General features: G+C 51.5%; 28 protein-coding genes. 6 read left to right on the forward strand and 22 right to left on the reverse strand.

The features are described from left to right. Window positions 1–77: 77 nt before the first annotated feature. The 5 genes from KI367_RS00615 to KI367_RS00635 form a co-directional block, all read right to left on the reverse strand. Window positions 78–311, reverse strand: a complete 234-nt coding sequence (locus KI367_RS00615; RefSeq protein WP_036714559.1) for a DUF4227 family protein — start codon at window positions 309–311, stop codon at window positions 78–80. Between the two features lie 192 nt (window positions 312–503). Then, window positions 504–986, reverse strand: a complete 483-nt coding sequence (fur, locus tag KI367_RS00620) for a ferric iron uptake transcriptional regulator (RefSeq protein WP_212946879.1) — start codon at window positions 984–986, stop codon at window positions 504–506. A gap of 92 nt (window positions 987–1,078) precedes the next feature. Beyond that, window positions 1,079–1,729, reverse strand: coding sequence for a stage II sporulation protein M (gene spoIIM / locus KI367_RS00625; RefSeq protein WP_212946880.1), 651 nt, complete (start codon window positions 1,727–1,729; stop codon window positions 1,079–1,081). A gap of 57 nt (window positions 1,730–1,786) precedes the next feature. Continuing rightward, window positions 1,787–3,022, reverse strand: a complete 1,236-nt coding sequence (locus tag KI367_RS00630) for an endonuclease Q family protein (RefSeq protein ID WP_036714527.1) — start codon at window positions 3,020–3,022, stop codon at window positions 1,787–1,789. After that, a complete protein-coding gene (locus KI367_RS00635; RefSeq protein ID WP_246536501.1) occupies window positions 3,019–3,591 on the reverse strand; it encodes an NUDIX domain-containing protein in 573 nt (190 codons plus the stop codon). The genes KI367_RS00630 and KI367_RS00635 overlap by 4 nt, the downstream gene beginning before the upstream one ends. A gap of 153 nt (window positions 3,592–3,744) precedes the next feature. On the opposite strand from KI367_RS00635, the gene mciZ reads away from it, so the two are divergent. Together mciZ and KI367_RS00645 are read left to right on the forward strand one after the other, a co-directional pair. Continuing rightward, window positions 3,745–3,909 carry a Z-ring formation inhibitor MciZ gene (gene mciZ, locus KI367_RS00640; protein WP_212946882.1) on the forward strand — a complete coding sequence of 55 codons (165 nt, stop codon included), beginning with the start codon at window positions 3,745–3,747 and terminating at the stop codon, window positions 3,907–3,909. 127 nt (window positions 3,910–4,036) lie between these two features. After that, complete coding sequence (locus KI367_RS00645) at window positions 4,037–5,263, forward strand: hypothetical protein (protein WP_212946886.1); 1,227 nt, start codon at window positions 4,037–4,039, stop codon at window positions 5,261–5,263. A gap of 85 nt (window positions 5,264–5,348) precedes the next feature. Here KI367_RS00645 and KI367_RS00650 read toward each other — a convergent pair whose 3' ends face one another. Then, window positions 5,349–6,473 carry a M20/M25/M40 family metallo-hydrolase gene (locus KI367_RS00650; protein WP_212946888.1) on the reverse strand — a complete coding sequence of 375 codons (1,125 nt, stop codon included), beginning with the start codon at window positions 6,471–6,473 and terminating at the stop codon, window positions 5,349–5,351. Between the two features lie 108 nt (window positions 6,474–6,581). On the opposite strand from KI367_RS00650, the gene prli42 reads away from it, so the two are divergent. Further along, window positions 6,582–6,683 carry a stressosome-associated protein Prli42 gene (gene prli42 / locus KI367_RS00655; protein WP_156124714.1) on the forward strand — a complete coding sequence of 34 codons (102 nt, stop codon included), beginning with the start codon at window positions 6,582–6,584 and terminating at the stop codon, window positions 6,681–6,683. Window position 6,684: 1 nt separating this feature from the next. Here the strand turns inward: prli42 and lipB are convergent, their stop codons facing one another. The 5 genes from lipB to lpdA form a co-directional block, all read right to left on the reverse strand. Beyond that, entirely contained in the window at window positions 6,685–7,383 is a 699-nt protein-coding gene (lipB, locus tag KI367_RS00660; RefSeq protein WP_212946890.1) for a lipoyl(octanoyl) transferase LipB, read from the reverse strand. A 53-nt stretch (window positions 7,384–7,436) separates the two neighbouring features. Then, window positions 7,437–8,810, reverse strand: coding sequence for a dihydrolipoamide acetyltransferase family protein (locus tag KI367_RS00665; RefSeq protein ID WP_212946892.1), 1,374 nt, complete (start codon window positions 8,808–8,810; stop codon window positions 7,437–7,439). A 21-nt stretch (window positions 8,811–8,831) separates the two neighbouring features. Then, window positions 8,832–9,818 (reverse strand): alpha-ketoacid dehydrogenase subunit beta, encoded by a 987-nt coding sequence (locus KI367_RS00670; protein ID WP_036714519.1) that lies wholly within the window; start codon window positions 9,816–9,818, stop codon window positions 8,832–8,834. Then, entirely contained in the window at window positions 9,809–10,849 is a 1,041-nt protein-coding gene (locus KI367_RS00675; RefSeq protein ID WP_212946894.1) for a thiamine pyrophosphate-dependent dehydrogenase E1 component subunit alpha, read from the reverse strand. The genes KI367_RS00670 and KI367_RS00675 overlap by 10 nt, the downstream gene beginning before the upstream one ends. A 165-nt stretch (window positions 10,850–11,014) precedes the next feature. Beyond that, window positions 11,015–12,436, reverse strand: a complete 1,422-nt coding sequence (gene lpdA / locus KI367_RS00680) for a dihydrolipoyl dehydrogenase (protein ID WP_212946896.1) — start codon at window positions 12,434–12,436, stop codon at window positions 11,015–11,017. Window positions 12,437–12,649: 213 nt separating this feature from the next. Between lpdA and KI367_RS00685 the strand changes: the two genes are divergently transcribed. After that, the gene (locus KI367_RS00685) at window positions 12,650–12,952 is read left to right on the forward strand and encodes a DUF2627 domain-containing protein (RefSeq protein WP_036714517.1); all 303 of its coding nucleotides are present in this window, start codon (window positions 12,650–12,652) and stop codon (window positions 12,950–12,952) included. A gap of 48 nt (window positions 12,953–13,000) precedes the next feature. Here KI367_RS00685 and KI367_RS00690 read toward each other — a convergent pair whose 3' ends face one another. Together KI367_RS00690 and KI367_RS00695 are read right to left on the reverse strand one after the other, a co-directional pair. Continuing rightward, the gene (locus KI367_RS00690) at window positions 13,001–13,324 is read right to left on the reverse strand and encodes a hypothetical protein (protein WP_036714515.1); all 324 of its coding nucleotides are present in this window, start codon (window positions 13,322–13,324) and stop codon (window positions 13,001–13,003) included. 141 nt (window positions 13,325–13,465) lie between these two features. Beyond that, window positions 13,466–13,678, reverse strand: coding sequence for a hypothetical protein (locus KI367_RS00695; protein WP_036714512.1), 213 nt, complete (start codon window positions 13,676–13,678; stop codon window positions 13,466–13,468). A 191-nt stretch (window positions 13,679–13,869) separates the two neighbouring features. Between KI367_RS00695 and KI367_RS00700 the strand changes: the two genes are divergently transcribed. Both KI367_RS00700 and KI367_RS00705 read left to right on the forward strand, forming a co-directional pair. Continuing rightward, a complete protein-coding gene (locus tag KI367_RS00700) occupies window positions 13,870–14,460 on the forward strand; it encodes a thymidine kinase (protein ID WP_212946898.1) in 591 nt (196 codons plus the stop codon). A gap of 115 nt (window positions 14,461–14,575) precedes the next feature. Beyond that, entirely contained in the window at window positions 14,576–14,959 is a 384-nt protein-coding gene (locus KI367_RS00705) for a cupredoxin domain-containing protein (protein ID WP_212946899.1), read from the forward strand. Between the two features lie 112 nt (window positions 14,960–15,071). Here the strand turns inward: KI367_RS00705 and KI367_RS00710 are convergent. The 9 genes from KI367_RS00710 to spoIVB form a co-directional block, all read right to left on the reverse strand. Beyond that, window positions 15,072–16,432 (reverse strand): IS1182 family transposase gene (locus KI367_RS00710; protein WP_212946901.1). Its coding sequence is split into 2 segments (ribosomal slippage): window positions 15,072–15,865 and window positions 15,865–16,432, totalling 1,362 coding nucleotides; the frame shifts between segments, so codons are not numbered across the junction. 140 nt (window positions 16,433–16,572) lie between these two features. Then, on the reverse strand, window positions 16,573–16,794 hold the full coding sequence (locus KI367_RS00715) for a DUF3006 domain-containing protein (RefSeq protein ID WP_246536502.1): 222 nt from the start codon (window positions 16,792–16,794) through the stop codon (window positions 16,573–16,575). An 8-nt stretch (window positions 16,795–16,802) separates the two neighbouring features. Continuing rightward, the gene (locus KI367_RS00720; protein WP_212946903.1) at window positions 16,803–17,681 is read right to left on the reverse strand and encodes a ComEC/Rec2 family competence protein; all 879 of its coding nucleotides are present in this window, start codon (window positions 17,679–17,681) and stop codon (window positions 16,803–16,805) included. A gap of 18 nt (window positions 17,682–17,699) precedes the next feature. Then, complete coding sequence (locus KI367_RS00725; RefSeq protein WP_212946905.1) at window positions 17,700–18,539, reverse strand: hypothetical protein; 840 nt, start codon at window positions 18,537–18,539, stop codon at window positions 17,700–17,702. Window positions 18,540–18,689: 150 nt separating this feature from the next. Next, a complete protein-coding gene (locus KI367_RS00730) occupies window positions 18,690–19,199 on the reverse strand; it encodes a metallophosphoesterase (protein ID WP_212946907.1) in 510 nt (169 codons plus the stop codon). A 502-nt stretch (window positions 19,200–19,701) separates the two neighbouring features. Continuing rightward, window positions 19,702–20,694: an anti sigma factor C-terminal domain-containing protein gene (locus KI367_RS00735; RefSeq protein WP_212946910.1), complete on the reverse strand. Its 993-nt coding sequence runs from the start codon at window positions 20,692–20,694 to the stop codon at window positions 19,702–19,704. Further along, window positions 20,684–21,175 carry an RNA polymerase sigma factor gene (locus KI367_RS00740; RefSeq protein ID WP_197070049.1) on the reverse strand — a complete coding sequence of 164 codons (492 nt, stop codon included), beginning with the start codon at window positions 21,173–21,175 and terminating at the stop codon, window positions 20,684–20,686. The genes KI367_RS00735 and KI367_RS00740 overlap by 11 nt, the downstream gene beginning before the upstream one ends. A 237-nt stretch (window positions 21,176–21,412) precedes the next feature. Further along, complete coding sequence (gene spo0A / locus KI367_RS00745; RefSeq protein ID WP_212946912.1) at window positions 21,413–22,219, reverse strand: sporulation transcription factor Spo0A; 807 nt, start codon at window positions 22,217–22,219, stop codon at window positions 21,413–21,415. 184 nt (window positions 22,220–22,403) lie between these two features. Continuing rightward, window positions 22,404–23,732: a SpoIVB peptidase gene (spoIVB, locus tag KI367_RS00750; protein WP_212946913.1), complete on the reverse strand. Its 1,329-nt coding sequence runs from the start codon at window positions 23,730–23,732 to the stop codon at window positions 22,404–22,406. Between the last annotated feature and the right edge of the window lie 44 nt (window positions 23,733–23,776).

The raw sequence follows: 23,776 nt of genomic DNA on the forward strand, positions 1-23,776 counted from the left end.
AAATAAAGCTCCTTCAAATAGATTTTGCAGATCCGTTCATGAATCGGACAGCCCCCCGGATTTCTTTGTCGTTCCCCTTACTCACCGTACCAATAAAAGAACCGCAGCCTGTCGCCCATCATTTCGCCCGCCGGGGCCTGGTCGGAGGAGTGGAAAGCCTTAACGGCATGCCCTTCCGGAATCCGGTAATGGTCGACCGGCGTAATCCATGCCCCAATCAGACTGAATAGCTGGTACAAAGCGTAGGTAAGCGCGGCAAAAACAAGCAGAAATTTCAATGTCGACAGGCATTTTCTCACCGATATAATCATTCGGATCACACCTTTCGGCTGATGGCTGGGAAAATCGAAAAAAGCGAAGCATAAGCGCTTCCCGTTACACAGCTTATGAACATGCGCCTTGCGATATGACAAGCCCTTCGCCCCCGCCTACCAAAAAAGCCCCCACCGGCAAACATCATGCCGGCGAGAGCTTGTGATCTTGGAGGATCGTGATCCGATGGATTAAAGTTTCGACTTGCCCGCTGTTTCGCTGCGTTCTTCCTCTTCTTTCGCCTTGCAGCGGTAACAGATGCCGTGGAAATCAAGCCGATGATCGGACACCGTAAAATTAAACTCGCGTTCCAGCCGCTCTTCCAGCGGCCCCAGCCAGTCCTCGCGGATTTCATCCATGCTGCCGCATTTCACGCAAATCAGATGATGATGGTGGTGTTTTGCGGTATCCGTCCGCAAATCATACCTTGCAACGCCGTCGCCGAAATTGATTTTTTCAACGACATGCAATTCACTTAGCAGCTCAAGGGTACGGTACACGGTAGCCAGACCGATTTCAGGAGCTTTTTCTTTGACGAGCATGAAGACGTCTTCCGCACTCAGGTGATCTTCTTCATTCTCGAGCAAAACTCTGACGGTCGCTTCCCGCTGGGGTGTCAGCTTATAGCCCTGGGATTGCAGTTGTTGTTTGATTTTATCGATCCGCGCTTCCATTTTCTCCCTCCCCACAGGAAAATCACTGTACCTTTGCTATATCATATCTTTTATTATAGAGGGAGTTGCGCGGCAAAGTCAAACCATTTTGCTCATGATCCGGGCACCGCCGCCGTCTCCAGCAGCACGGGAGTCACCCATTTCATCATGCTTGGCGTCACCCACGTCTCGAACGAGGACACGCCGAGCATCAGCAGGCACATCACCAGCGTCAAACCGACATAACGCGCGAAAGGACGCGTAACATTGACGCGATTATGCAGCATCACCCTGTTTTTGATCACGTGCAACGAAAACGCGATCGCCGAGACGCTGGACACGATCAGCACGGGAATGATCAGCAGATTGGACGGGGCAACCGACACGAGCGCAAACAGCAGCCCTTTCCATGAAAACTGCCCGACGAGATAACCGACCGTGAACCCGATCAGCACGCCCTTCAGAAAATCAAGGATAAGAATGCCCGGCAGCCCGATTACGGACAAGCCGAGGAACCAGATCAGCCCGACCCATTTCAAATGCAGGCCGGCGATGCTCCAGAAAGACTGCGCAGCGCCCGTACCGGCTTCGTTTTGGTCTACCGTCATGAAAAAGTTTTGAAGATACCGCCCGAGATCCTGCTGCTGCTCCAGCGACAACGCATTGACCATAAGAGCCCCGAATATGACCCCTACAAGAAACAGCACGGCAACAAAAATGTATAGAATATTTTGCTCCTTCAAGGTATGGCGGAAAGTTCGCATTTGACGGATCTCTCCCTTCCTGTCACATACCTCTACTCTATGAAGACAAGCGTCCGACTATGACTTGTCGGTAGATACGTCCACCTTTCCGTATGTCCCTCCGCCGCCGGCCGACAGCGACAGCGTGCCGTTTCTCGCCATGACGATTTGGCGGGCCATTGTTTCCCCGACCGTCCCGGCGAGCTCCTCTTCGGACGCCCGGTGCAAAATCGCCATTTCGGTGCCGAAACGCTCCAGAAGCTTTTTCCTCGTGGCTTTTCCCAGGCCCGGAATGAACTCGAGCGGCACCTGATAATGATAATTTGGCCGTCCGTCCGGCTGCACGGGCTGTTTTCGGTCGGCGATGTCCAGGATCCGGTCGAGCACCCCCTGCACTTTTTTCAAGCTGCCGCAATGGGGGCAGGCTCCCGTCATCGCCTTCTCCCCGTCAAGGATGCGGCTGCAGCCGAGGCAGTAAGTCCGGTGGTACTTCCCGAGCCGGGGGTTCAGGCCGAAATTGGCCGTCACGCGGCGTCCCTCCGATTGGTCCAGCGCCATCGCGAATTCGCGGAAGCTCGGCTCGGCAAGCCGGATCCGGTTGTACTCCCTGCCGATTTTGCCCAAGGAATGCGCGTCGGAATTCGTGACGAACGTAAACCGGTCCAGCTCGGATATCAGCCCCGCCATCTCCGAATCGGCGCTAAGCCCGAGCTCCACGCCGCTTACCATGTCCAGGTCCAGCACGTCGGACATCCGCGGCGCCACATTGCCGTAGATTCCTTTGTGCGGGGTAAACACGTGGGCAGGGATCATGATGCCGCCCCTGGCGTAAATTTCCTCCTGCAGTTTCCGCGCCGTCACGTAAATCCGTTGGGAACTCAGATTGACGTTTTTCATATGCCCGGCCATCCAACCGGTGAAATGACTCATGACCGCCAGGTCCGGAAAATAGGCCAGAAGATGCGCAGCGCCTTTTCCTTCCTCATAGATTTCGATTTCGCTGCCCAAGAGGATCGTCGTTCCGCGATAGGCGATGCCGCCGCCGGGAAGTTCCGTCATTTCGCCGGATTCCAGGCAGTCGATGATATCCTTTTGCACTTCGGGCGAATGGCAGTCGATGATGCCGATCAAATCCATGCCTTTGCGGCCGGCGGCCTCTTTGGCGATGTTCGCGAACGTCAAGTCCTTGCTTCCGCTTATTTTTACGGCCTGTCCGGAAGTCGTCCGACCGATATGGATGTGCAAATCGGCATAAAATTCCTTCAATGTTGGGCGGGGATCTCCTGGTGTCATGCTGCCGTCAGGTAACGTCATATCCGGAACTCTCCCGTCAGCTGCTGCAGCTTCCAAGCATAAACCGCCATGATCGTTTTGGCATCGCTGATTCTCCCCGATTTCACGGCCTCCAGCGCTTCTTGCAAGGTCAGCTCGTAAAGCTCGAGAAATTCATCCTCGTCCGGTACGGCTTCCCCGCTTTCCAGCCCTTCCGCTACATATAAATGGATCAACTCGTCCGCAAAACCCGGCGAAGTGTAAAACGAATGCAGCAGCCGGATTTGTTGGCATGTATACCCCGTCTCCTCCTGGAGCTCCCGTTTGGCCGCTTCAAGCGGATCTTCTCCTTTTTCGAGCTTCCCGGCCGGTATTTCCAGCTCGCAGCGCCCCATGGCCTGCCGGTATTGATCGACCAAAATGATTTTGTCGTCATGGATCGCCAGCACCGCCACGGCGCCGGGATGCCTCACGATCTCCCTGGAAGCCGTGCCGCCGTCCGGCAGCTTGACCGTGTCGATTTGGAGCGAAATGATATTGCCCTCAAATACGGGTTTCGTGGAAACCGTGACTTCGTCGAGTTTTGGATTCGAATATGAAATTGGTTTCAAAGCGTCTCTCTCCTTGATCCGGCTTTGCAAACGTTCTCTATGGTTTCTATGAAATTTGCAAGCCCTATATTTTAAAAACAAGCATGTTTGAACAGACTGACACATATGGTGTTATTATAACAAACTTCACGCAGGAAAGAAGGAGAGCCCCTTATGAAGAGCTACCGCACGGAGACCTCGATCCATATGGTTGGTCAAGCCTGGCAGATCCGGATCATGCTGAAACAGTGGATGAAAGAAACCGAACCCCGCGCCCCTCTAAGCGCGATACTCGGGAGAGAAGCGGCCTTAAGACGCACGGATGCCGTATCGCGGTAATCCCGAATATGGCAAAGATATAAATAAATGTGAAAATTGTCATGGTTTTTTGGATTTTCTCGTTTTTTTTGCTCGTCCCCTATAACCATTTCATATTTGCGTTGTTTTATATAACGGAGGGTCTCGTATGAAGAAAGACCAAGCATTGTCCCTGCTTCAAACCAAACCTGAATCTTCTTCGGTTCATTACAAATCAGGATTATGGTATCGCACGCGCGGAATGGATGCCGCTGCTCTTTCGTGTTTCGAGAAAGCCCTTTCGATCACCAGGTCCGGCGAGAAAACGGCGGATCCTTCATTCGACGAATCCTTGTGCTGGATGGAATACGGCAGGCTGCTGAGGCAGCTGGGCCGCCATCATGAAGCAGGAATGGCTTTCCGCGAATGTCTCGCAAGGAAGCGGCACATCCCGGAAGCACTCGCGGAAATCGGATTGCTTCTCCGCCGGTCGGAAATAAGCGACGGGGATCTCCGGATCCGGTTAACCGCGGTCGCCTCCGAATTCATCGAAGATCCGGCGCTTCATGTAGCGGAAACGCTTTGGGCGCTAGGAGCTTTTGCTTCCGCCGCCGAACTCTATGCATCCCTAAGCCCTCCTGAAAGGTATACCGACAGAAACCTGGCCCAATACATTTTATGCTTAATATATATAAACCAATTCAAAGAAGCGCTTTTCCTATTATCACGAAAAACCATGCAGCAAGATCGCGTGCTTCTGATTACTGCCCGGCATAGGATCAGAACCGCGGAAGCCATCCATGTATGCAAACTGTGCCTGCATGGTAAGAACGGAGGAGATATCGGCATGCCTGCTTTATCACGCTACGAAGCTTTGGAAACCGCCAAAACCGCCATTGCCCTCGGCAAAGTGGAAGAAGCTTTGGCTATTTTGTCCAGTCCGACGGAGCATGAATACCATGAGCTCATTTATACCTTGTACAAGCAAGGATACCGCGAGCTTGCCGCTTCGCGGATCGCCGGGATGGAACAGCTTCCCTTGTACGACCGCAGCCAGATTTCCCTTGAACTTTGCTTCATCGCCGCGGAAATCCAATACGACGAAGGGAATTACGAAACGGCGGCTTCCATCTTTGAGGCCATTTACAACACGGATCCCAACCATTCGGCTTCGAGGTTCGGCGCGGCCTCCTGTTATTTGCAGCAAACGAAAAAATCGCTGATGGCCCGGCTCGAAAACACGATCGTCGGCAGCGAGCATTTTCTCCAAATCGAACGTTATCTGAACAACATTACCCGCGCGCTGCACATTTTGAATATTACGGAATGGCATACCCGCTGGACTCCTGCCCAGATGCGCAATCACGGAGCGTCTTCCGCCGTTATGCTGCATTAGGCCGCAAGAAGAGAGGGGCCCGTTAAAAAAGGCTGTTACCGCGGCATGGCATGCCGGCCGGTAACAGCCTTTGGTTGGTTGGGCCTTATTTCGTCGTCTCGCGGACAATGCTGATGACCATTTCCGCCGCTTTGACCATGTCCGCCGCGCGGATTCGTTCTTTGGTGGTATGGATGTTCTCGTAACCAAGCGCCAAGTTGACGGTCGGTACCCCCATGCCGTTAAAAATGTTCGCGTCGCTGCCGCCGCCGGAATGGAACGTGCGGCTCGGAAGACCGATATTGGCAATGGCCCGCTGCGCCAGCTTCACGACGTCGTCGTTTTCGTCGAAGTTGAACGCCGGGTAGACGATTTCGCTGATAAATTCGCAGGTCGCGCCGCATTCCTGAACGGCGCTTTCAAGCGCTTCGCGCATATGTTCGATTTGCCGTTCGACTTTGTCCTGCACGATGCTGCGGGCTTCCGCGTCGATTTCGACGTAATCGCAAACGACGTTGGTCGCGCCGCCGCCGGCGAATTTTCCGATGTTGGCCGTCGTTTCATGGTCCAATCGTCCGAGCTTCATCCGGGCGATCGCTTTGGAAGCCACCTGAATCGCGCTGATGCCGTCCTCCGGATTTACGCCCGCATGGGCCGATTTGCCGAAAATTTTCATCTTCATTTTCGCCTGCGTCGGAGCGGCTACCGCAATGGCGCCGATCTCCCCGTTGGAGTCGATGGCGTAGCCAAGGTCCGCATCCAAATATTTCGGATCCATGCAGCGGGCCCCCAGCAGGCCCGATTCCTCTCCGGCCGTAATGACCAACTGGATTTGTCCGTGTTCGATGTTCTGCTCTTGAATGACTTTGATGGCTTCGAACAGGACGGCGATCCCCGCTTTATCGTCGGAACCGAGAATCGTCGTGCCGTCGCTTGTGATCCAACCGTCCGCGCCGAGCTGCGGCTGAATTCCTTTGCCGGGCGCCACCGTATCCATATGGCATGTAAAGAACAGCTTCGGAGCTTTGACACCCGGCGTGCCTGCCATGGTGACGATCAAATTCCCCGCCCCGTGGCCCGTTCTGCTCTTCGAGTCATCTTCGGTCACGCTCAGCCCGAGATCCGAAAATTTTCTTTTCAGGACTTCCGCGATCTCTTCCTCATGCCCCGTTTCGCTGTCCACCTGGACGAGCTCCATGAATTCTTCCACCAAACGGTCTTGTCTGATCATTGGACTTTCCTCTCTCCCTGCGTTTAAGTTACAATAAACATAGCTGTCCTAACATCAAAATGACATGTTATCCAAGCTAATACATCATCTATCGAAAAAGGAGTAGCTATGCAAAACAAGAAATGGTTTCGCGTGTTTGTTTACCTGATGCTGTTCGCCATGTTCGGCTCCGTCATTTTCGGAGTGGTCGAATCCCTGATCGCCCGCTGATTCAGCGGGCCGAACCCGGGACGGTGCCGGCGACCGCCTCGTAACGAAAAACCTCCGCAAAAAAAGGCACGATCTCCTCGGCAACCTGTTCCACGATAAACGTCTTGCCGGTACAACCTTCAAGCGATGTCACGCCGTATTCCTGGATGCCGCAAGGAATAATTCCGGAAAAGCCCTGCGTTTCGATGCCCGCTTTAATGTTGAAAGCGAAGCCGTGGCTGGTGACGAATGCCCGGCGCCTGCGGCATTTATTGAATTTGACCCCGATGGCGCATACCTTCAAGTCCCCGACCCATACGCCCGTATATTCGGGCTTGCGGCCGGCGTCGATGCCATGGTGCTTTAAGTAATTGATGATGACTTGTTCCAGGTTGCGCAAGTAAGCGTGCAAATCCAGCCCTTCCCCCTCCAAAACAAGCAAGGGGTATCCGACCAGCTGGCCCGGCCCATGGTATGTAATATCGCCGCCGCGGTCGATTTCGAACAAACCGATGCCCTTTTCCTCCAGTTCTTCCTTGCTGAGCAGCAAATGCTCCGGATGTCTTTGGGATCCGATGGTATAGGTTGGCGGATGCTGCAAAAGCAGCAGGGTATCCTGCTGCTCTCCAAGGTCAATGCTTTTTACGATCGATTTTTGCAAATCCCATGCTGCATCATAACCCATCATCGGCGTATAGGAAACATGAAGTTCTTTGCCCATACCGAAATCACGTCCTCTCCAGATGATGAATGACTGCCTTTTCATGCACTTTCTTAATACACTTTCGTATCCAGCGTATACGCTTCGATGTTTTCCTTCACCCGCTGCAGGAACCGTCCGCAGATGACGCCGTCGAGAATCCGGTGATCCAGCGACAAGCAAATGTTGGCCATCGAACGCACCGCGATCATGTCGTTAATGACGACCGGACGTTTCACGATCGATTCGAACGTCAAAATGGCGGCCTGCGGGTAGTTGATGATCGGATACGACAGGATGGACCCGAAGGAACCGGTGTTGTTCACCGTAAAGGTGCCTCCCTGCATATCCTCCAGCTTCAGCTTGCCTTGACGGGTTTTGGTCGCAAGCTCTTCGATTTCCCGGGCCAGGCCCGCAATATTTTTCTGATCCGCCCTTTGGATGACCGGCGTCATGACCGAATCCTCCGTGCCTACGGCCAGCGAAATGTTGATATCGCGTTTTACGATGATTTTGTTGACGGCCCAAACGGAGTTCATGATCGGGTAATCTTTGATCGCATTGACGACGGCTTTCAGGAAAAACGCCAGATACGTTAAATTATACCCCTCCCGCCGTTTAAATTCATCCTTCAGTTTGTTCCGGAGCAGCACGAGGTTGGTCACGTCCACTTCAACCATCGTCCATGCATGCGGAATTTCGGATACGCTTTGGCGCATGTTGGTCGCAATCGCGTTGCGGAGCGGCGTCACGTCAATCAGCGTTTCGCGTTCGCCTCTTTCCACCTCGATCGGCGGAATTTTCGGCGATTCAGACATATGCAGGCCGGAATTTCTTTCGGATACCGGCTGAACCGGAATGTATTGCTCCGGCGTGACGGCCGGATCGGCGTGCGGCAAATCCTTGAACGGCGACGGAGCTTCCGCCCGGGCAGGCGCTGCTTCGGGAGCTTGCGGCTGCCGCGGAGCAGCCCCTCCCTTTTCCACGTACGCAAGAACGTCCTTGCGCGTGATTCGGCCGCCCATTCCCGTTCCCTGGATTTGGTTCAGATCGACGCCATGCTGCGCGGCGAGCGTCTGCACGGCCGGCGAATAGCGGTTTCTCATGGACTGATCGCCTGCGGCAGCGGCGGAAGTAACGTTCGAAACCGCCGAAGCCGTTTGCGGCGTTGGTTCGGCGGAAGCCGGAGCCCCGCCGGCGACGGCCATGCGGCAGATGATTTCGCCGACGCTCACGTTTTGGCCTTCCTCCGCGATCAACTCCACCATCACGCCATCGATGGTCGATGGAATTTCCGCATTGACTTTATCGGTCATGACCTCGCAGATCGGCTCGTACTGTTCGACTTTTTCTCCCGGCTGCTTGAGCCATTTGGCAATCGTCGCCGAAACCAGCGATTCGGCCAGCTGCGGCATCACCACATCGGTTAACTTTTGATTTTCAGACATATTTTCACCCCTAAGCTTCCCCTAGTAGATTGCCAATTGTCGCATGGCTTCCTTCACTTTGTCTTTGCTCAGCATATAAAACTTCTCCATCGGCGGGCTGATCGGCATGGCCGGCACGTCCGGGCTGCAGCAGCGCATGATCGGCGCATCCAGGTCGAAAAGGCATTCCTCGGAAATGATGGCCGCCACCTCGGCGCCGACGCCGCCGGTTTTGTTATCCTCGTGGACGATCAGCACCTTGCCCGTCTTGCGGGCTGCTTCGATGATGCTGTCGCGGTCCAGCGGCTGCAGCGTGCGCAGATCCAGGATATGGGCGGTAATGCCTTCTTCTTTTTCGAGTTCTTCGGCAGCCTGCATGCAAAAATGCAGCGGCATGCTATAACCGATGACGGTAATGTCTGCCCCTTCGCGGAGCACATTCGCTTTGCCGATCGGCACGGTATAGTCATCCAAAGGCACGTCGCCTTTGATCATTTTGTAGCATTTTTTGTTTTCGAAAAACAACACCGGATCGGGATCCTGGATCGCGGCTTTCAGCAGCCCTTTTGCGTCATAAGCCGTAAACGGAGCGACGATCTTAAGGCCCGGCGTCCCGAAGAAAATGGATTCCGGGCATTGGGAGTGGTACAACCCCCCGAAGATTCCGCCGCCGATGGGCGCCCGGACGACGACCGGACAGCTCCAGTCGTTGTTGGAGCGGTAGCGGATTTTGGCCGCTTCGTTAATGATTTGGTTGGTAGCCGGCAGCATGAAATCGGAGTACTGCATTTCCGCGATCGGCTTCATGCCGACCATCGCTGCCCCGATCGCTACGCCTGCAATGGCGGATTCGGCCAGCGGCGTATCAAGCACCCGGTCTTCGCCGAACTGCTCGATCAAACCTTTGGTGGTCGTAAACACGCCGCCTTTCACGCCCACATCCTCGCCGAGAACGAATACGGATTCGTCCTTCTCCATCTCTTCTTTCATCGCGAGACGAATCGCGTCGATATATTCCATTACTGCCATGCCTTTTCCCCCTCTTCACGATCGTCCGCATAGACATGCAGCAGCGTTTCTTCCGGCTTCGGATAAGGCGCGTTGTCCGCAAATTCGGTCGCGTCCTTGATCTCGAGCGAAATTTGCTCCTGCAAATCGGCGTCTTTGGATTCGTCCCAAATGCCGCAGCCGATCAAATAGGCTTTGAAACGGGCAATGCCGTCCTTTTTCCAATTCTCCTCGACTTCCTCTTTCGTCCGGTAAGCCAAATCGTTGTCGGAGGTGGAGTGCGGGGACAGGCGGTACATCATCGCTTCGATCAGCGTCGGCCCTTCGCCGCGGACCGCCCGCTCGCGGGCTTCCTTGACGGCCTTATAAACCGCAAGCGCGTCGTTGCCGTCGACCCGGAATCCCGGAAATCCGTACCCAAGCGCGCGGTCGCTCACTTTGCCGCCGATTTGCTTGTGCGCCGGAATCGAAATCGCATATTGGTTGTTTTCGCACATTACGATGACGGGAAGTTTGTGAACCCCCGCGAAGTTCAGGCCTTCGTGAAAATCGCCCTGGTTGCTGGAGCCTTCGCCGAAAGTAACGAACGAAACGATATCCTGCTTTCTCATTTTTGCGGAAAGCGCGATGCCGACCGCATGGGGAACCTGTGTCGTAACCGGGCTGGACCCGGTCACGATGCGCAGCCTTTTGCTGCCGAAATGCCCCGGCATCTGGCGTCCGCCGCTGTTCGGGTCTCCCGCTTTCGCAAAGGAGGACAGCATCAATTCGCGCGCCGTCATGCCTACGGCCATGACGAACCCGTAATCGCGGTAATACGGCAGGAAATAGTCCCGCTCGCGATCCAACGCAAAGGCGGCCGCTACTTGTGCCGTTTCCTGCCCGATCCCCGAAACGTGGAAATTGATTTTGCCTGCGCGCTGCAGCAGCAAATTGCGCTCATCGAATTTGCGTGCGAGCAGCATATATCTGTACATGTCAATCACTTGTCCGTTGCTGAGTCCAAGCTGCTCATGTTCATGCCCTGTTCCAACAGTACCTTGTTCGCTCATGGTAGGTACCTCCTTATTAATAAAGCCTTAGGCCAAATTCTTAACCTGATATTAAAACCTGGTACTAAGACTTGGGTTAACTTTATTATAATCCTTTCCGCACCAAAAAGAAAAGAAGGTTTTTAATTTTTTGCTCGGGCTGAAACGATGTCCAGCAACGGGGCGTTACATGCCGATGGATAATCCGTCCACGGCCAGCATGCCTTCGCCGATGATTTCGGAAAGCGTCGGATGCGGATGCACCAGCTGGCCAACCTCCCATGGCGTCGCATCCAGCAGCTGGGCCAAAGCGGCTTCGCTGATCAAATCCGTCACATGGGCTCCGATCATCTGTACGCCGAGAATATCGTTGCTATTAGCATCAGCCACAACCTTAATAAACCCGTCTTTGCTGCCGTGAACCAACGCCTTTCCGATCGCCTGGAACGGGAATTTGCCGACTTTGACCTCATGGCCTTTCTCGCGGGCTTCCTTCTCCGTAATGCCGATGCTGGCAACCTCCGGCCGCGTGTATACGCAGCGCGGAATCAAATGAGGCTGGACGGGGTGAACCGGTTCTCCCGCCAAATGATTGACCGCCGCAATGCCTTCATGGCTTGCGGCATGGGCCAGCTGCAGGCCTCCGATCACGTCCCCGATGGCGTAAATATGCGATTCCCCGGTTTGCAAAAATTTGTTCACTTCAATAAAACCGCGTTCCACGCGCACATCCGTGTTCTCCAGCCCGATATTCTCCACGTTGGCTTGACGGCCGACCGACACCAGTATGCACGAAGCGGTTAACGTCTCGTTTTGCTCTCCTTTGCGCATGCCGATGGTGACCTGTCCATCCTTGGCCTGGTATGTATCCGGTTGTACCGTGCTTCCCGTATGAACGGCAACCCCGCGTTTGGTCAGCAGCTTCTGCAGCTCCCGGGCGATGTCTTGATCCTCGGCCGGCAAAAGCTGGTCGGCCGCTTCGACGACGGTCACCCGGACTCCGAAATCGCTAAGCATGGAAGCCCATTCGACGCCGATGACGCCGCCGCCGACGATGATGATGGATTCCGGCAGCTCTTCCAGAAGAAGCGCGTCGTCGCTCGTCAGCACGTAGCGGCCATCCGGCTCAAGGCCCGGGAGCGTGCGCGGACGGGATCCGGTTGCGATAATCAAGTTCGCCGGAACCACCGTCTCCATTTCGCCGTCCGCCAGTTCAACGGCTACCGCGCCGCTTTTTGGCGAAAAAATCGACGGGCCGGTGACGCGCCCTTTGCCATGGATCACCTGAATTTTGTTTTTGCGCATCAAGTACTGCACCCCTTGGTGAAGCTGGTCGACGATCGCCGTTTTCCGGTTCTGCACCTTGGAGAACACCAGCGTCGCGCCCGCGGTCTCGATGCCGTAACTTTCGCTGTCGCGGATTTCGGCATACACCTCGGCGCTGCGCAGCAATGATTTGCTAGGGATGCAGCCCCGGTGCAGACAGGTCCCTCCGAGCTTGTCCGCCTCAATGATCACAACCTGTTTGCCGAGCTGCGCCGCCCGGATCGCCGCCACGTATCCGCCGGTTCCTCCGCCGAGCACCGCCACATCGCATGTTATTGTCATGTCCATCCCCCACATTTATCCATAAATTTTTATCCATGCTGATCGTTTGTCGTGAACGGTCTCCCTCACCCGGGAACACCGTGATGTTTTATCTTTTCTATTTTACTCTCTTTTTCCTCCTTTACAAACAAACCCCCGGCGAAATGGACAGAAGTTCTTGAAAACGGTATGATAGGATTAAGCAAAATCGAATGACAGAAAGGGATATTCCGTATGAAATTAGTCATTTCCCGCTTTATTGCCATTCTAATCCTCGTCATCCCCGGATTGATGGCGGTGACAGGTTTTTTATTTATGAAAGACGCCGTATTTGCGTTTTATTCGGTCCATGGGGATGCAAGCGTCGCCCATCCTTCCTTTGAATGGGGGCATTTTTTGCTTGGCCTTCTCTTGTTCCTTGCCGGCATGACGTTTCTTGGCGGATGGATTTTGTACCGGGACCGCAAGCGGAATTACGTCGGACCCAGGTTTAAGGAGAAACGCAAACCCAAGCCGCCCGCCCAGCCAACCTCATAATAAGACGATGACAAAACCCCGCCAAGCTGCGATTCAAGGCGGGGTTTGCTATATTTTACGGGCGGGATAAGCCGTTTCATTCGATCCGTTATCCGATTCGCTGGCGATGAGCTCCAGTGCCTCGTCTTCCCGCTCTTCCCTCTCTTTATTGCCAAGCACCGGATAGTCCGTCAACGTCGTGCTCGTCAAAATGACCTTCAGCTCATTGTTGCGGTTATAAATCAAGGATTCCACCACAAAAAAACCCGAAAGGAGCCCTCCGATCACAGCGATCTGCTGCGGGCTCAATTTCGGCCGCGCCGAGGTTCGCAGGAGCCGTTTTTTCGGCAATGCCTGGGCCTTGCGCGACGTTTTTTTCTTGGAACGGCTCATCTCATCACCCCGCCGACAGTTCTCGTTCTACCTTGTAACAGCATATAGCGGCAATGGGGATTGTGTGTATCGGTTCCGCCAAATTACCTCTCGGGAATTCTCGGCAGCCATGTTTCAAAGCGAAGCCGGGGTTACGCATAGTCATTCATATAAGGCGTCCCGCAGTTTGCTCGACATTCGCGATTCCTTGCTGGAGCTCTTTAATATCCTGTTCCGTAGCGCGTGATTTTGCCGGTGAAGCTCGTTCATCTCCTGCAGCATTTCTTCTATCAACTGTTTGGTTTCCGGAATCCGTTCAAGCTCCGGCGATAACGCAGATATTCTCTCCCGGAATTCCACCAATTTCTCTTTCATCGCGACATTCCTCCGTGTGCATATGTACTCATCTCTTTAACCTTACCACTTTCCGCCGGGCCAACGCCAGCGTCCCAAATGTCTATAGCCACCCCCAACAGATTATGGTACTCTATAAAAGCCGCTATTTTTCGTGACTTTTCATCCAGCGATGAAAATACCTGGTTTTTAAGCGGGAAAGGAGCATAAAGGTGAATAAAGGACGGATTACCGTAATCACGGGCCCCATGTTTAGCGAAAAATCGGGTGAATTGATCCGCAGATGCCAAAAACTCGTGCAATATGGACGGAAAAAGCTGGTTGCCTATAAGCCGGCGGAAGATCAGCGTTACGCCAAGGATGAAATCGTCAGCCGGATCGGCTACCGTCTCCCGGCCATTTCCATTCCAAGGCATCTGACGGACGAGCTTCTTGCCCGAATTTATAAAGAAACGGCCGATGCGGATGTCGTCGCATTCGATGAAGTGCAATTTTTCAATAAACCGATATTGGGATTGGTCGAGGAACTCGCCTACCGCGGAAAACATGTCATCGTCGACGGCCTGAACATGGATTACAGGGGAAAAGAATTCGGTTATATCGGCGGCCTGCTCGCGATGGCGGATGACATCCAGCAGCTCACCGCATTTTGCGCCGTTTGCGGCAGCCCCGAGGCTGTTTTCACCCAACGCATCGTCAACGGCAAGCCGGCGCCGCTCGGCTCGATCATTCTGATCGGCGATTCCGACGATTATGAGCCGCGCTGCCGGCATTGTTTCGTGCCTCCCCATAAAGTGCAGTGATTTGATGCCAGGGGACTCTTCAAGAAAATGGCATTGACAGCGGCAAACGAGAAGCGTAAACTCGTCTTTTGTAAATGGTTAAACAATCTTTAACCAAAAAGGGGAGGCCATAGAAATGAAAAAGATCTTTTCTCTGATCGCCGTCGCAGCTCTTTCCGCCACGGTGTTAGCCGCATGCGGCAATAACGATTCCAGCTCCGGCAACGCAAGCGATTCTTCTTCTTCCGCTAGCGGAGACGTGAAAGAAATTACCGTCAACGCCAAAAGCTTTGAATTTTCGCCAAACGAAATCAAAGTGAAAAAAGGCGAAAAAGTGAAACTCACGTTGAAAAACACCGACGGTGCGCATGGTTTGGAAATTCCAGACTATAACGTGAACCTGCAAAAGGACGGCTCCGTAGAATTTACGGCAGACAAAGCCGGCACGTTCGACTTCGATTGCTCCGTCATGTGCGGTGCGGGTCACAGCGATATGAAGGGCAAACTGATCGTTGAATAATTGATTTCACAGAAAAAAACCACCTTCTCAGGTGGTCAGATTGTCGAGAAACCCACGTCTTGTAGACGTTGGGTTTCTCTTGTTTTCATTTGCAGTTGCTAAAAAAGAAGGGTTACCCCCTCTTTTCCAGGCGATCCAGGTGGATCGCCATCTTCTTCATGTTCTGCACGGCGGCCGTCATCAACGCTTGTTCCGTAACGTTTGAGAGTCCGCGCAAACGGCAATAGCGAAACCCATGGAGCTCTTTGGCATCCGCGAAGCTTCGCTCAATCGTTTCTTTTCGTTTGCGGTACAACTGCTTGCCGTCTCGGCTTAGCCGGTTATTTCGCACCCAGTCTTTGCTGTCTTCCCAGACATGTCGGGTCAGTACCTTCCGGTGGTTCTGGGAATGAGTGCATTGCGCAAGCATCGGGCAGGTCTTGCAATGTTCCGGGTCTGACGCATACTGCCTGTAACCCTTCCGGTCGGTAGTCCGGTACGTCAGTTGGTGTTTTTCCGGGCAGATATAAGTGTTACTTTCAGCGTCGTAAGTAAACTTCCATTTGGCAAACAAACCTTGCTTCGGATGAAATCTCCGGTGTGCAATAACGGCAAAAATCTTTCGCTGCTGTAAACCTCGGCAAATGGGCGTAGTTAAATAACCGGAATCCAGGGCTACAGCTTCAACCTTGAATCCAAAACGTTCTCTTTGGCGGTCTAATCGCGACAAATACGGAACCGAATCGTGGACATTTCCTGGCGTGACATGGACATCGGTAATGAGATTGTATTTAAGATCCACCGTCCGGTGGTCGAGATAAAAGAACCCCTCTGGCTTACCGTCGCGAATCATATAGCCACTTTCAGGATCGGTGGTGCTCACTTTAATTTCTTTGGTTCCATTCACTTCCTCTCGTACTTTCAGGCCTTTTTTCCGTGCGCTTTGCGGTCCTCCGTCACAGCCTCATTGAGTTCGTCAATATAGTCCTTGGTGTTTTGCAGAACTTCCTGCTTGGTATAGTGGTGCTTGTTGGCATTGGCTTTTACGTGAGTCGAATCGGTAATGAGCACACGCCCGCCCACCATTTTGTGCGAGATCGCTTGGAGGACGATTTCGTCAAAGATCTCCTGGAAAATGTCAGTATCCTTAAATCGAGTCCGCCGGTTCCAGCTAATGGTGGAGTGGTCTGGGACTTTATCGGTTAGACCAAGACCTAAAAACCAGCGGTAAGCCAAATTCGTTTGAATCTCGCGTTCCAACTGGCGTTCGGAGCGAATGCCATAAAAATAACCGAGAAAAATCATCTTAAACAGAACGACCGGATCAATGGCTGGCCGCCCGTTATCTGCGCAGTAAAGAGGACGAACCTTATCGTCAATAAAGGAGAAGTCGATATACTTGTCCACTTTCCGCAGCAAATGATCCTGTGGAACCAGCTCTTCAATTGACACGAATTCGTAGCTTTGTTGTTTTTCCCGATTAGATCTCAGCATTCAAGACACCATCCGTTCATGAGTAGTTATCTATATTATACAACATTAACGCGGTGCTGTCTTAAAATAAATAAACATAAAGAAGGCTGTCGAGACTTTCTCGACAGCCTGACCACCTTCTCAGGTGGTTTTTTTCTGTGTTAATCGTCCCATACGTCATCCATCAATGTTCGGATTTCCTTGGTGCGTTGCGCGGTTAAAGCCCGGTTCGGAATCCATTGTTCACCGTTCCATTCGACCACGTCGCCACTTTTCGCGGTGACGTCCACTTTCTTCCTGGGCACGGCTTCCACATGTCCATCCCGCTCGATCTTGCAAAATTCGCCTTCAAAACCTTCGATAATTCCGGTCATGCTTTTCATATGTCCCACTACCTTTCCGTGGAAATCTGAATCGAGCTGCCATCCGAATCGACTTCAACCGTTCCTTGTCGGTCATTGCGGAACACCTCAACGCCCTGCTTCTGCAGGCGGCTCAAAATCGCGCTTTTCGGATGGCCGTAGGTGTTGCCTTTTCCTACCTGGATCACGGCATATTTCGGATTTACTTTTTTCAAAAAACTCAAGGTTGTCGAAGAATTCGAGCCATGGTGGCCTACAAGCAGCACGTCCGCCTGCAAATCCGCCCCCGAGGCGATCATGTCTTTTTCGCTTGCGCTTTCGGCATCGCCGGTCAACAGGAACGACGTCTGTCCGTAGGTGACCTTGACGACGGCGCTCATGTTGTTGGAATCGTCATAGCTGCGGGTCGGCGCCAGCATGTCCACGTGCACCTCATCGTCGAGGTCCCAAGACAGGCCCGCTTTTGCCGTTTTGACCTTCAGCCCTTTATTTTTGATCGATTTTAATACGGATTCGAACGTTTTGGTATTGGATTGAACTTTCGGCATGTAGATCGTTTCGACGGGGATCTGGTCGATCACTTTGTCGAGCCCGCCGATATGGTCGGCATCCGGATGCGTTCCGATCACGACGTCCAACTTGGAAATATGGTACTGCTTCATGTAATCCAGCATCACTTGTTCTTTATCATTATTCCCCGCATCGATGAGCATCGTTTTTCCCGACGGCGTCACCAGCAGCTGCGAAGCTCCTTGCCCCACGTCCAGAAAATACACTTTCAGCTTCTGTCCTGCCGTGGAAACCGGCGTCCCGGTGTCCGGCAAACCGACGGAGCATCCCGAAAACACGAACAAAAACATGCCCGCCAGCATGGCCATAAATACGTATGTAATTCTTGATGATTTCATATACTTCCTTTCCTGCGTTTAGGAGCTGTATTCCGGATACAGTTCGAAGGTGGCGCTCCCGGCCTGCAGCCGGCCATTTTTGAACGTATATGTGACTGCCAGGTCTCCCACGAATTCCGCTGGCGAAATTTGCACCGCAGTCGTAGCGGTTAACACGCCGCCCGTAACGGCATATTGCATGATGCTTCCGATTTGCGGCCGCCCGTTCAACCGGGTACGATCCGTTAAAATGAGCGCATATGGAACTTGATACGATTGCCCATGAACGTTCAGCGTAAGCCCTTGGCCGTTAAAACTCCCGTCAAACTGCTTCAAAAACGCCGTGTTGGCATCTTCTACCGGTATCCTGTCGCCTTCTGAATTATACACAACAACGTCGGAGCGGTAAACTCCGGTGCCGTATCCGGTCGTCAAAATAACGACGGACTCCTTGTTGCCGTCCCCGTTCACGTCTTCGCAAATGATTTGCGGTGCATAGGTCGGATTCGTTACGTTATAACCGGGTAGGCTGCGGCTGAACGCCGGTGTTTCAAGTTTTAGATGGTCGTAAGTTCCCTCGTTTGTTTGGATTCCTGTAATATGTATGATGTGATCGTCGGATTCGGCGATGGTCTCCTCGGGCGTTTCAATTTCCGATTGGGGGGCATGGTCTTGATTATTCATCGTATCATGGCCGGCATCGTCCCGCAAAAGCTGCGAAACTTCTCCGTTCGCTTGTCGGACGGCGTGAGACGCCACCGGCTCCGCAGCGGAATAACCTTGTTTTATAGCATTATCCTTGGCTAAGGTGAATATCGAAGTCGCAGAACATATGGCGATAACTGCGGCTGCCGCAATGATCCATTTTTTGCTCGTCAACGTGAAGCTCCTCTCTTTGGTCGCACAGCTTCATTGCAAGCCAGCATCTCTATCTTCATATTATGTTGTTTTCAAGAGCTTATCCAGCCAAAAAATTGTAACCTTTGGACCATATCCGGGGGACGCGTTTATGAATATAGACTTATTTCCTTATTGTTCCTCTTTGGCGGCCAAGGAATTGCGGATATCTTCGAAAGCAACCGGCTTGTAATCGAAGTGCTCCACGCAGGCATTAAAGTAATGCAATCCTTCGTATTTCTGGCTGTGAATATGTCCATGAATGTTGACGTAAGGCATATGTTTATTCATGTAGAGAGGTTCGTGGGACAAAATGTAGAAGGATTCGTAGACGATAGGATATTCGCTGACCTCGTCAAAACCGGCATCCAGCCACCAAGTTTTGCTCCGCCCCCGGTCATGGTTGCCCAGAATGAGGAATTTTTGTCCGTTCAGTTGTTCCACGATCGCTTTCGTTTTTTCTTTATTGTAAAAAGAGAAATCGCCGAGGTGAAACACCCTGTCGTTTTTGGCGACGACCGCATTCCATTGGCGGATCATATAGTCATCCATTTCTTCTGCGGATGCAAACGGTCTCGACTCAAAATCGATGATTTTTTGATGCCCAAAATGATGGTCCGAAATGACAAATACTCGGTTCATATACAGACTCCCTTCGGATTCTTTTCTCATGATTACATAGTTATACCAGAAAAGGCCAAAAAAATTCGAATAAAAGCAAATACCTGAACGGCAACCCCTTATGAATGATCCGTTCGATTTGAGCCGCGATGCTGTAAGATCAGCATATATGATCCAGCATCCATTGGAAAGGGGAAACGAAATGACATCCTTGGTGCCAGGCGGCGAAACTATTGTCAAATGTTTGATGATATCGGCAGATTCGCTCTGCGACATCACCTTTGTCTATTTTTTGCGCTCCAGATGCGCATATCAGAAGCCAAAGCCCACTATGAAAATGCGCAGATCCTCCCGATTCGTCGCGGATTCCAATCATAACTTCAAAACTTAAGGAACGTTTAGAACAGCTTGAACAAAATCATGGCTCATCAGATGCTTCGACCGGAGCATAAAAAAGAACGCTCTGCCTAAGAAGATGCCTTCAGGTTGAGCGTTCCTTATGTTCCGCCATTAAGTTGCTACATTAATAATTTTCTGCTATAGCCCCTAGAACCGCGGCACGTACGTATTTTTTGCCTTGTAAAGCCCGCAATGCTTCCGGACTCCCCGTCACGACAACGCCGATAGAACGCACATCGTCTTTGGCAGGCTCTTTTTTGCCGCCTCTTAATTGATTGAAAATTTGCGTGTATTCCCAATCATAGTTTCCGTTCAGCTTCAATCCTTCTTTAATGTATTCGATAAATTTGCCCTCATCATTTTCCCATGTGTCCTCCTGATCGGCGTAGGCCGCATAGCCATATACGTTAGGACTGATGAGAGGCAGGGCCGGCGGGCCGTTCATAAATTTGATGTATTCGGGCGTGTACGTATCAACCCAGAACCAACGGGCATGTACACCGGAAGGAAGCATATCGCGGATTTCGTTTGCCGTGTAGGCATGATCGAGCGAGATAGCCATCTCCACTTTTTTCCCGGAATCGATCTGATCCAGCTTGTTCAACTCGTTCAGCAAATCGGGATAATGCACTTCCGGGTGAAAAAACAACAGTTCTCTCTGTCCGTTCATGACGTTATAAGGTCTTGCCATATTCAATTTCTCCATGTCTGGATCTTTAACGTTTAATGGAGAATATCCGCCGACAAATTGCCCATATTCGCCAAAAACATTGTAATGGACTTTCACCTCGGCCCATGGCAGCGGCACGCCTTCGATGACTTTATATGTCCGATAGATTGCCGTTCCTCCTAACACGCTATCAAGTGATTGGCTTTCGCCAAGAAGAACATTAGGAGACGAAATTAATTGATAGTGATAAAGATCGGTAAGGGCTTGTTTCGCGCTGCGTGATAAGAGCATTTTGTCCGCAATGAGCAGCCCGACAATTACAACCATCGCACTCAAGACGGAAATAATAATATTTCGCAACATCGATTTCCTTTTCGTTTTTTTCAAAAGATTTCGAAAATGCTGCTCACTGTCCTGCTCCACAGCCTCGGAATAATCATTGCTCATCTTGTCGTTCTCCTTCATACATTTTTTTGAACATGTTTCGGGCGCGGTATAAGTCGGTTTTGACCCGCTCGGTTTTTACGTTCAATAATCTGCCGATTTCGTCGTAGCTCAAACCCAAATCGTACTTCAGGATCAGCATCTGTTTGTACTTTTGCGGAATCCGGTTCAGCAATTCCTTTACCCCCAGGCTTTTTTCCTTTCGCAAATAACGATCTTCCGGTGATGACTCATCCATGAATGATAAAAGCTCGAACGATACCGTTTTTCCTCGCCGGGTTTCCTTCCTGTACAGGTCATAATATTTATGCGTCGCGACTTTAAAAAGCCAGGACATGAACTTTGCCGGTTTGATGGAATCGATATGCGTTATGCCCTTGAGCAATGTGTCCTGCACGATTTCCTCCGCATCCGAAGGGTTTGCACCGATCCGCACCAAATAGTGTTTAATGACTTTGCCTCTATGAAGCAGTTGTCTTATCAACTCGTCATCGATTATGATCCGCTCCTTTCCATTCTAATAACGATATGAAGAGGGGTTATGTATACAGGATCCTAGAATTTAAAAAACGACCCCGTACGCTTTAACATTTTTACTAGATTCACCGCTTCATGTTGCTAAAAAAAAACACAAAAAGACGCCCTTTCTGAAGTAAGGCGTCTCTTTAAATCTAAAATATATGATTTCCGTGAAACATGGAATCCGTCTTTAGTTATCCTTTCAGCTCACCTTATGCTCAATCCGCAGCTTATCGGCCACCATGGCGATAAATTCGCTGTTGGTCGGCTTGGATTTGCTGATGTTGATGGTGTAGCCGAACAAGTGGCTGATGGAATCGATGTTGCCGCGCGTCCAGGCTACTTCGATCGCATGGCGAATGGCGCGCTCGACGCGGGAAGGCGTCGTTTTGAATTTTTCGGCGATGGCCGGATAAAGCGTTTTGGTGATGGCGCCCAAAATTTCGATGTTGTTGTACACCATCGTAATCGCTTCGCGCAAATATTGATATCCTTTAATATGCGCAGGCACGCCGATTTCATGTATGATGGACGTAATGTTCGCATCCAAATTTTTGCCTTTGGCCATCGGAACGACATTGGATTTGATCGTCGAAGCCATGCTTACGTTTCCGGCCGTCACGTTTTGTCCGCCGACCAGTTGACGAATCCGGCTTGCGAGAACCTCCATGTCAAACGGTTTAAGAATGTAGTACGATGCCCCAAGCTGAACCGCTCGCTGCGTGATGTTCTCTTGGCCGAAAGCAGTCAGCATAATGATCTTCGGCTGTGGAGACAAATTCATTTCCCGCAATCGTTCAAGAACACCCAAGCCATCAAGATGAGGCATGATAATATCCAAAATGAGTACGTCCGGAATTTTTCGCGAATCACCGATCATATTCAGGACTTCCTCGCCGTTATAGGCGATTCCAGTTACCATCATATCTTCTTGCTCCGTAATGTATTCAGCAAGCAAATTCGTAAATTCACGGTTGTCATCTGCCAACAAAACCTCGATTTTTTGCACTGGCTGCTTCCTCCTTAGAATCAAAATCCAATTTTTTTTCGTCTGAAATACTTTTCGACATCCCCATTTAAATTCCTTCTGTCGAAAATTATTTTTGTTTATTTTTTTTTGAAGTTGATTTATAATAAATATTTTTATTCAAAATTCACGCATTTTCTGCCAAAAACGACAAAAAATCTTAAGGCTAACTCGCCTTAAGATTCATTGTATCCCTTTGAGGTATGACGCCGGAATCCTGCAGCATCCATTCGATGAAGCATCCGTAACCGGACTTTGGATCGTTAACGAAGACGTGGGTGACGGCTCCGACCAGCTTCCCGTTCTGAACGATCGGGCTGCCGCTCATGCCCTGCACGATCCCCCCCGTCTTTTCGATCAGCTTGGGATCGGTAATGCGAATGACCAACCCTTTGGTAGCCGGTGCATCCTGTTTCGCGACATGAACGATATCCACCTTGAACTTTTCGACCTGCTGCCCGTCCACAACCGTTAAAATTTCGGCGGGCCCTTCTTTGACGTCTTGCGCGAACCCTACGGGAATTCCTTCTTTATAAAGGCTGTAATCAGGATTCTGATTCATCTTTCCGAAAATGCCGAAATGGGTATTGCGTTCAATGTTGCCCAGTACTTTGCCGCCCTTTAAAAAATGAGCTCTTTTTTCTCCAGGTTCCCCGTCCTGCGATTTGGAAATCGAGGTGACGCTGGATTGCAAAATTTCACCGCTGCCCACCGTGATTGGGGTCTGCGTATTCATGTCCGTGATGACATGGCCCAAAGCGCCGTAAACACCCTGTTCCGGAGCATAGAAGGTTAAAGTGCCGACACCTGCGGCGGAATCGCGAATATAAAGACCAAGTCTCCATTTTTGCTCGCTCTGGTCAAACGCCGGGGTTAATTTCGTTTTCATGATCTTTTCGCCCCGTTTGAAGGTGATTTCCAGAGGTTTTTTGCTCATCCCGGCTTCTTCGACGATTCGGGCGACTTTTGACATGTCTTTCAACGGCTCGCCGTTAAAATGCGTCATTAAATCGCCTAACTGAATTCCGGCGTTTTCGCCGGGGGATACTCTTGTTGTCGGATCCACGTGCACCAGATGATGCCCCACCACCAGAATGCCTGCCGATTTGACTTTAACGCCGATCGTTTGACCGCCGGGGATCACTTTCAGACCGGGTATGACGTGGACATTCACGGTTTTGAACGGAATTTTGCCGAACAACTTCAACGTTAATTTGGCGCTTCCGCTCTGTTGGGGCATCAGCTGAAGCGGATGCTGCGGAGAAACCTTCAGCGATGAAGCGGCGGAACCGTTCAGCTGAAGCACATCGGGACGGTCCACCGTAGCTTGTGCTTCCACCGGCATCGCCAGCTGAAAGGAGCTTTGATCGCCGGCAAACATCCTGATTTCGTTCGGAATCGACGCAAAACTTTTGACAGGTGCTGTCGTGCTGAAAAAAACCAGAAAGAAGACAATGAAAAGACCGAGCATTTTATTCCTGAGGCTGGAGTTCAATGGCTGTCACGCTCCCTTTTGCTTCTTTCGCTTGACGAAAAAGG

The organism is Paenibacillus cookii (assembly GCF_018333375.1).
GTDB classification, from domain to species: domain Bacteria; phylum Bacillota; class Bacilli; order Paenibacillales; family Paenibacillaceae; genus Paenibacillus_AQ; species Paenibacillus_AQ cookii.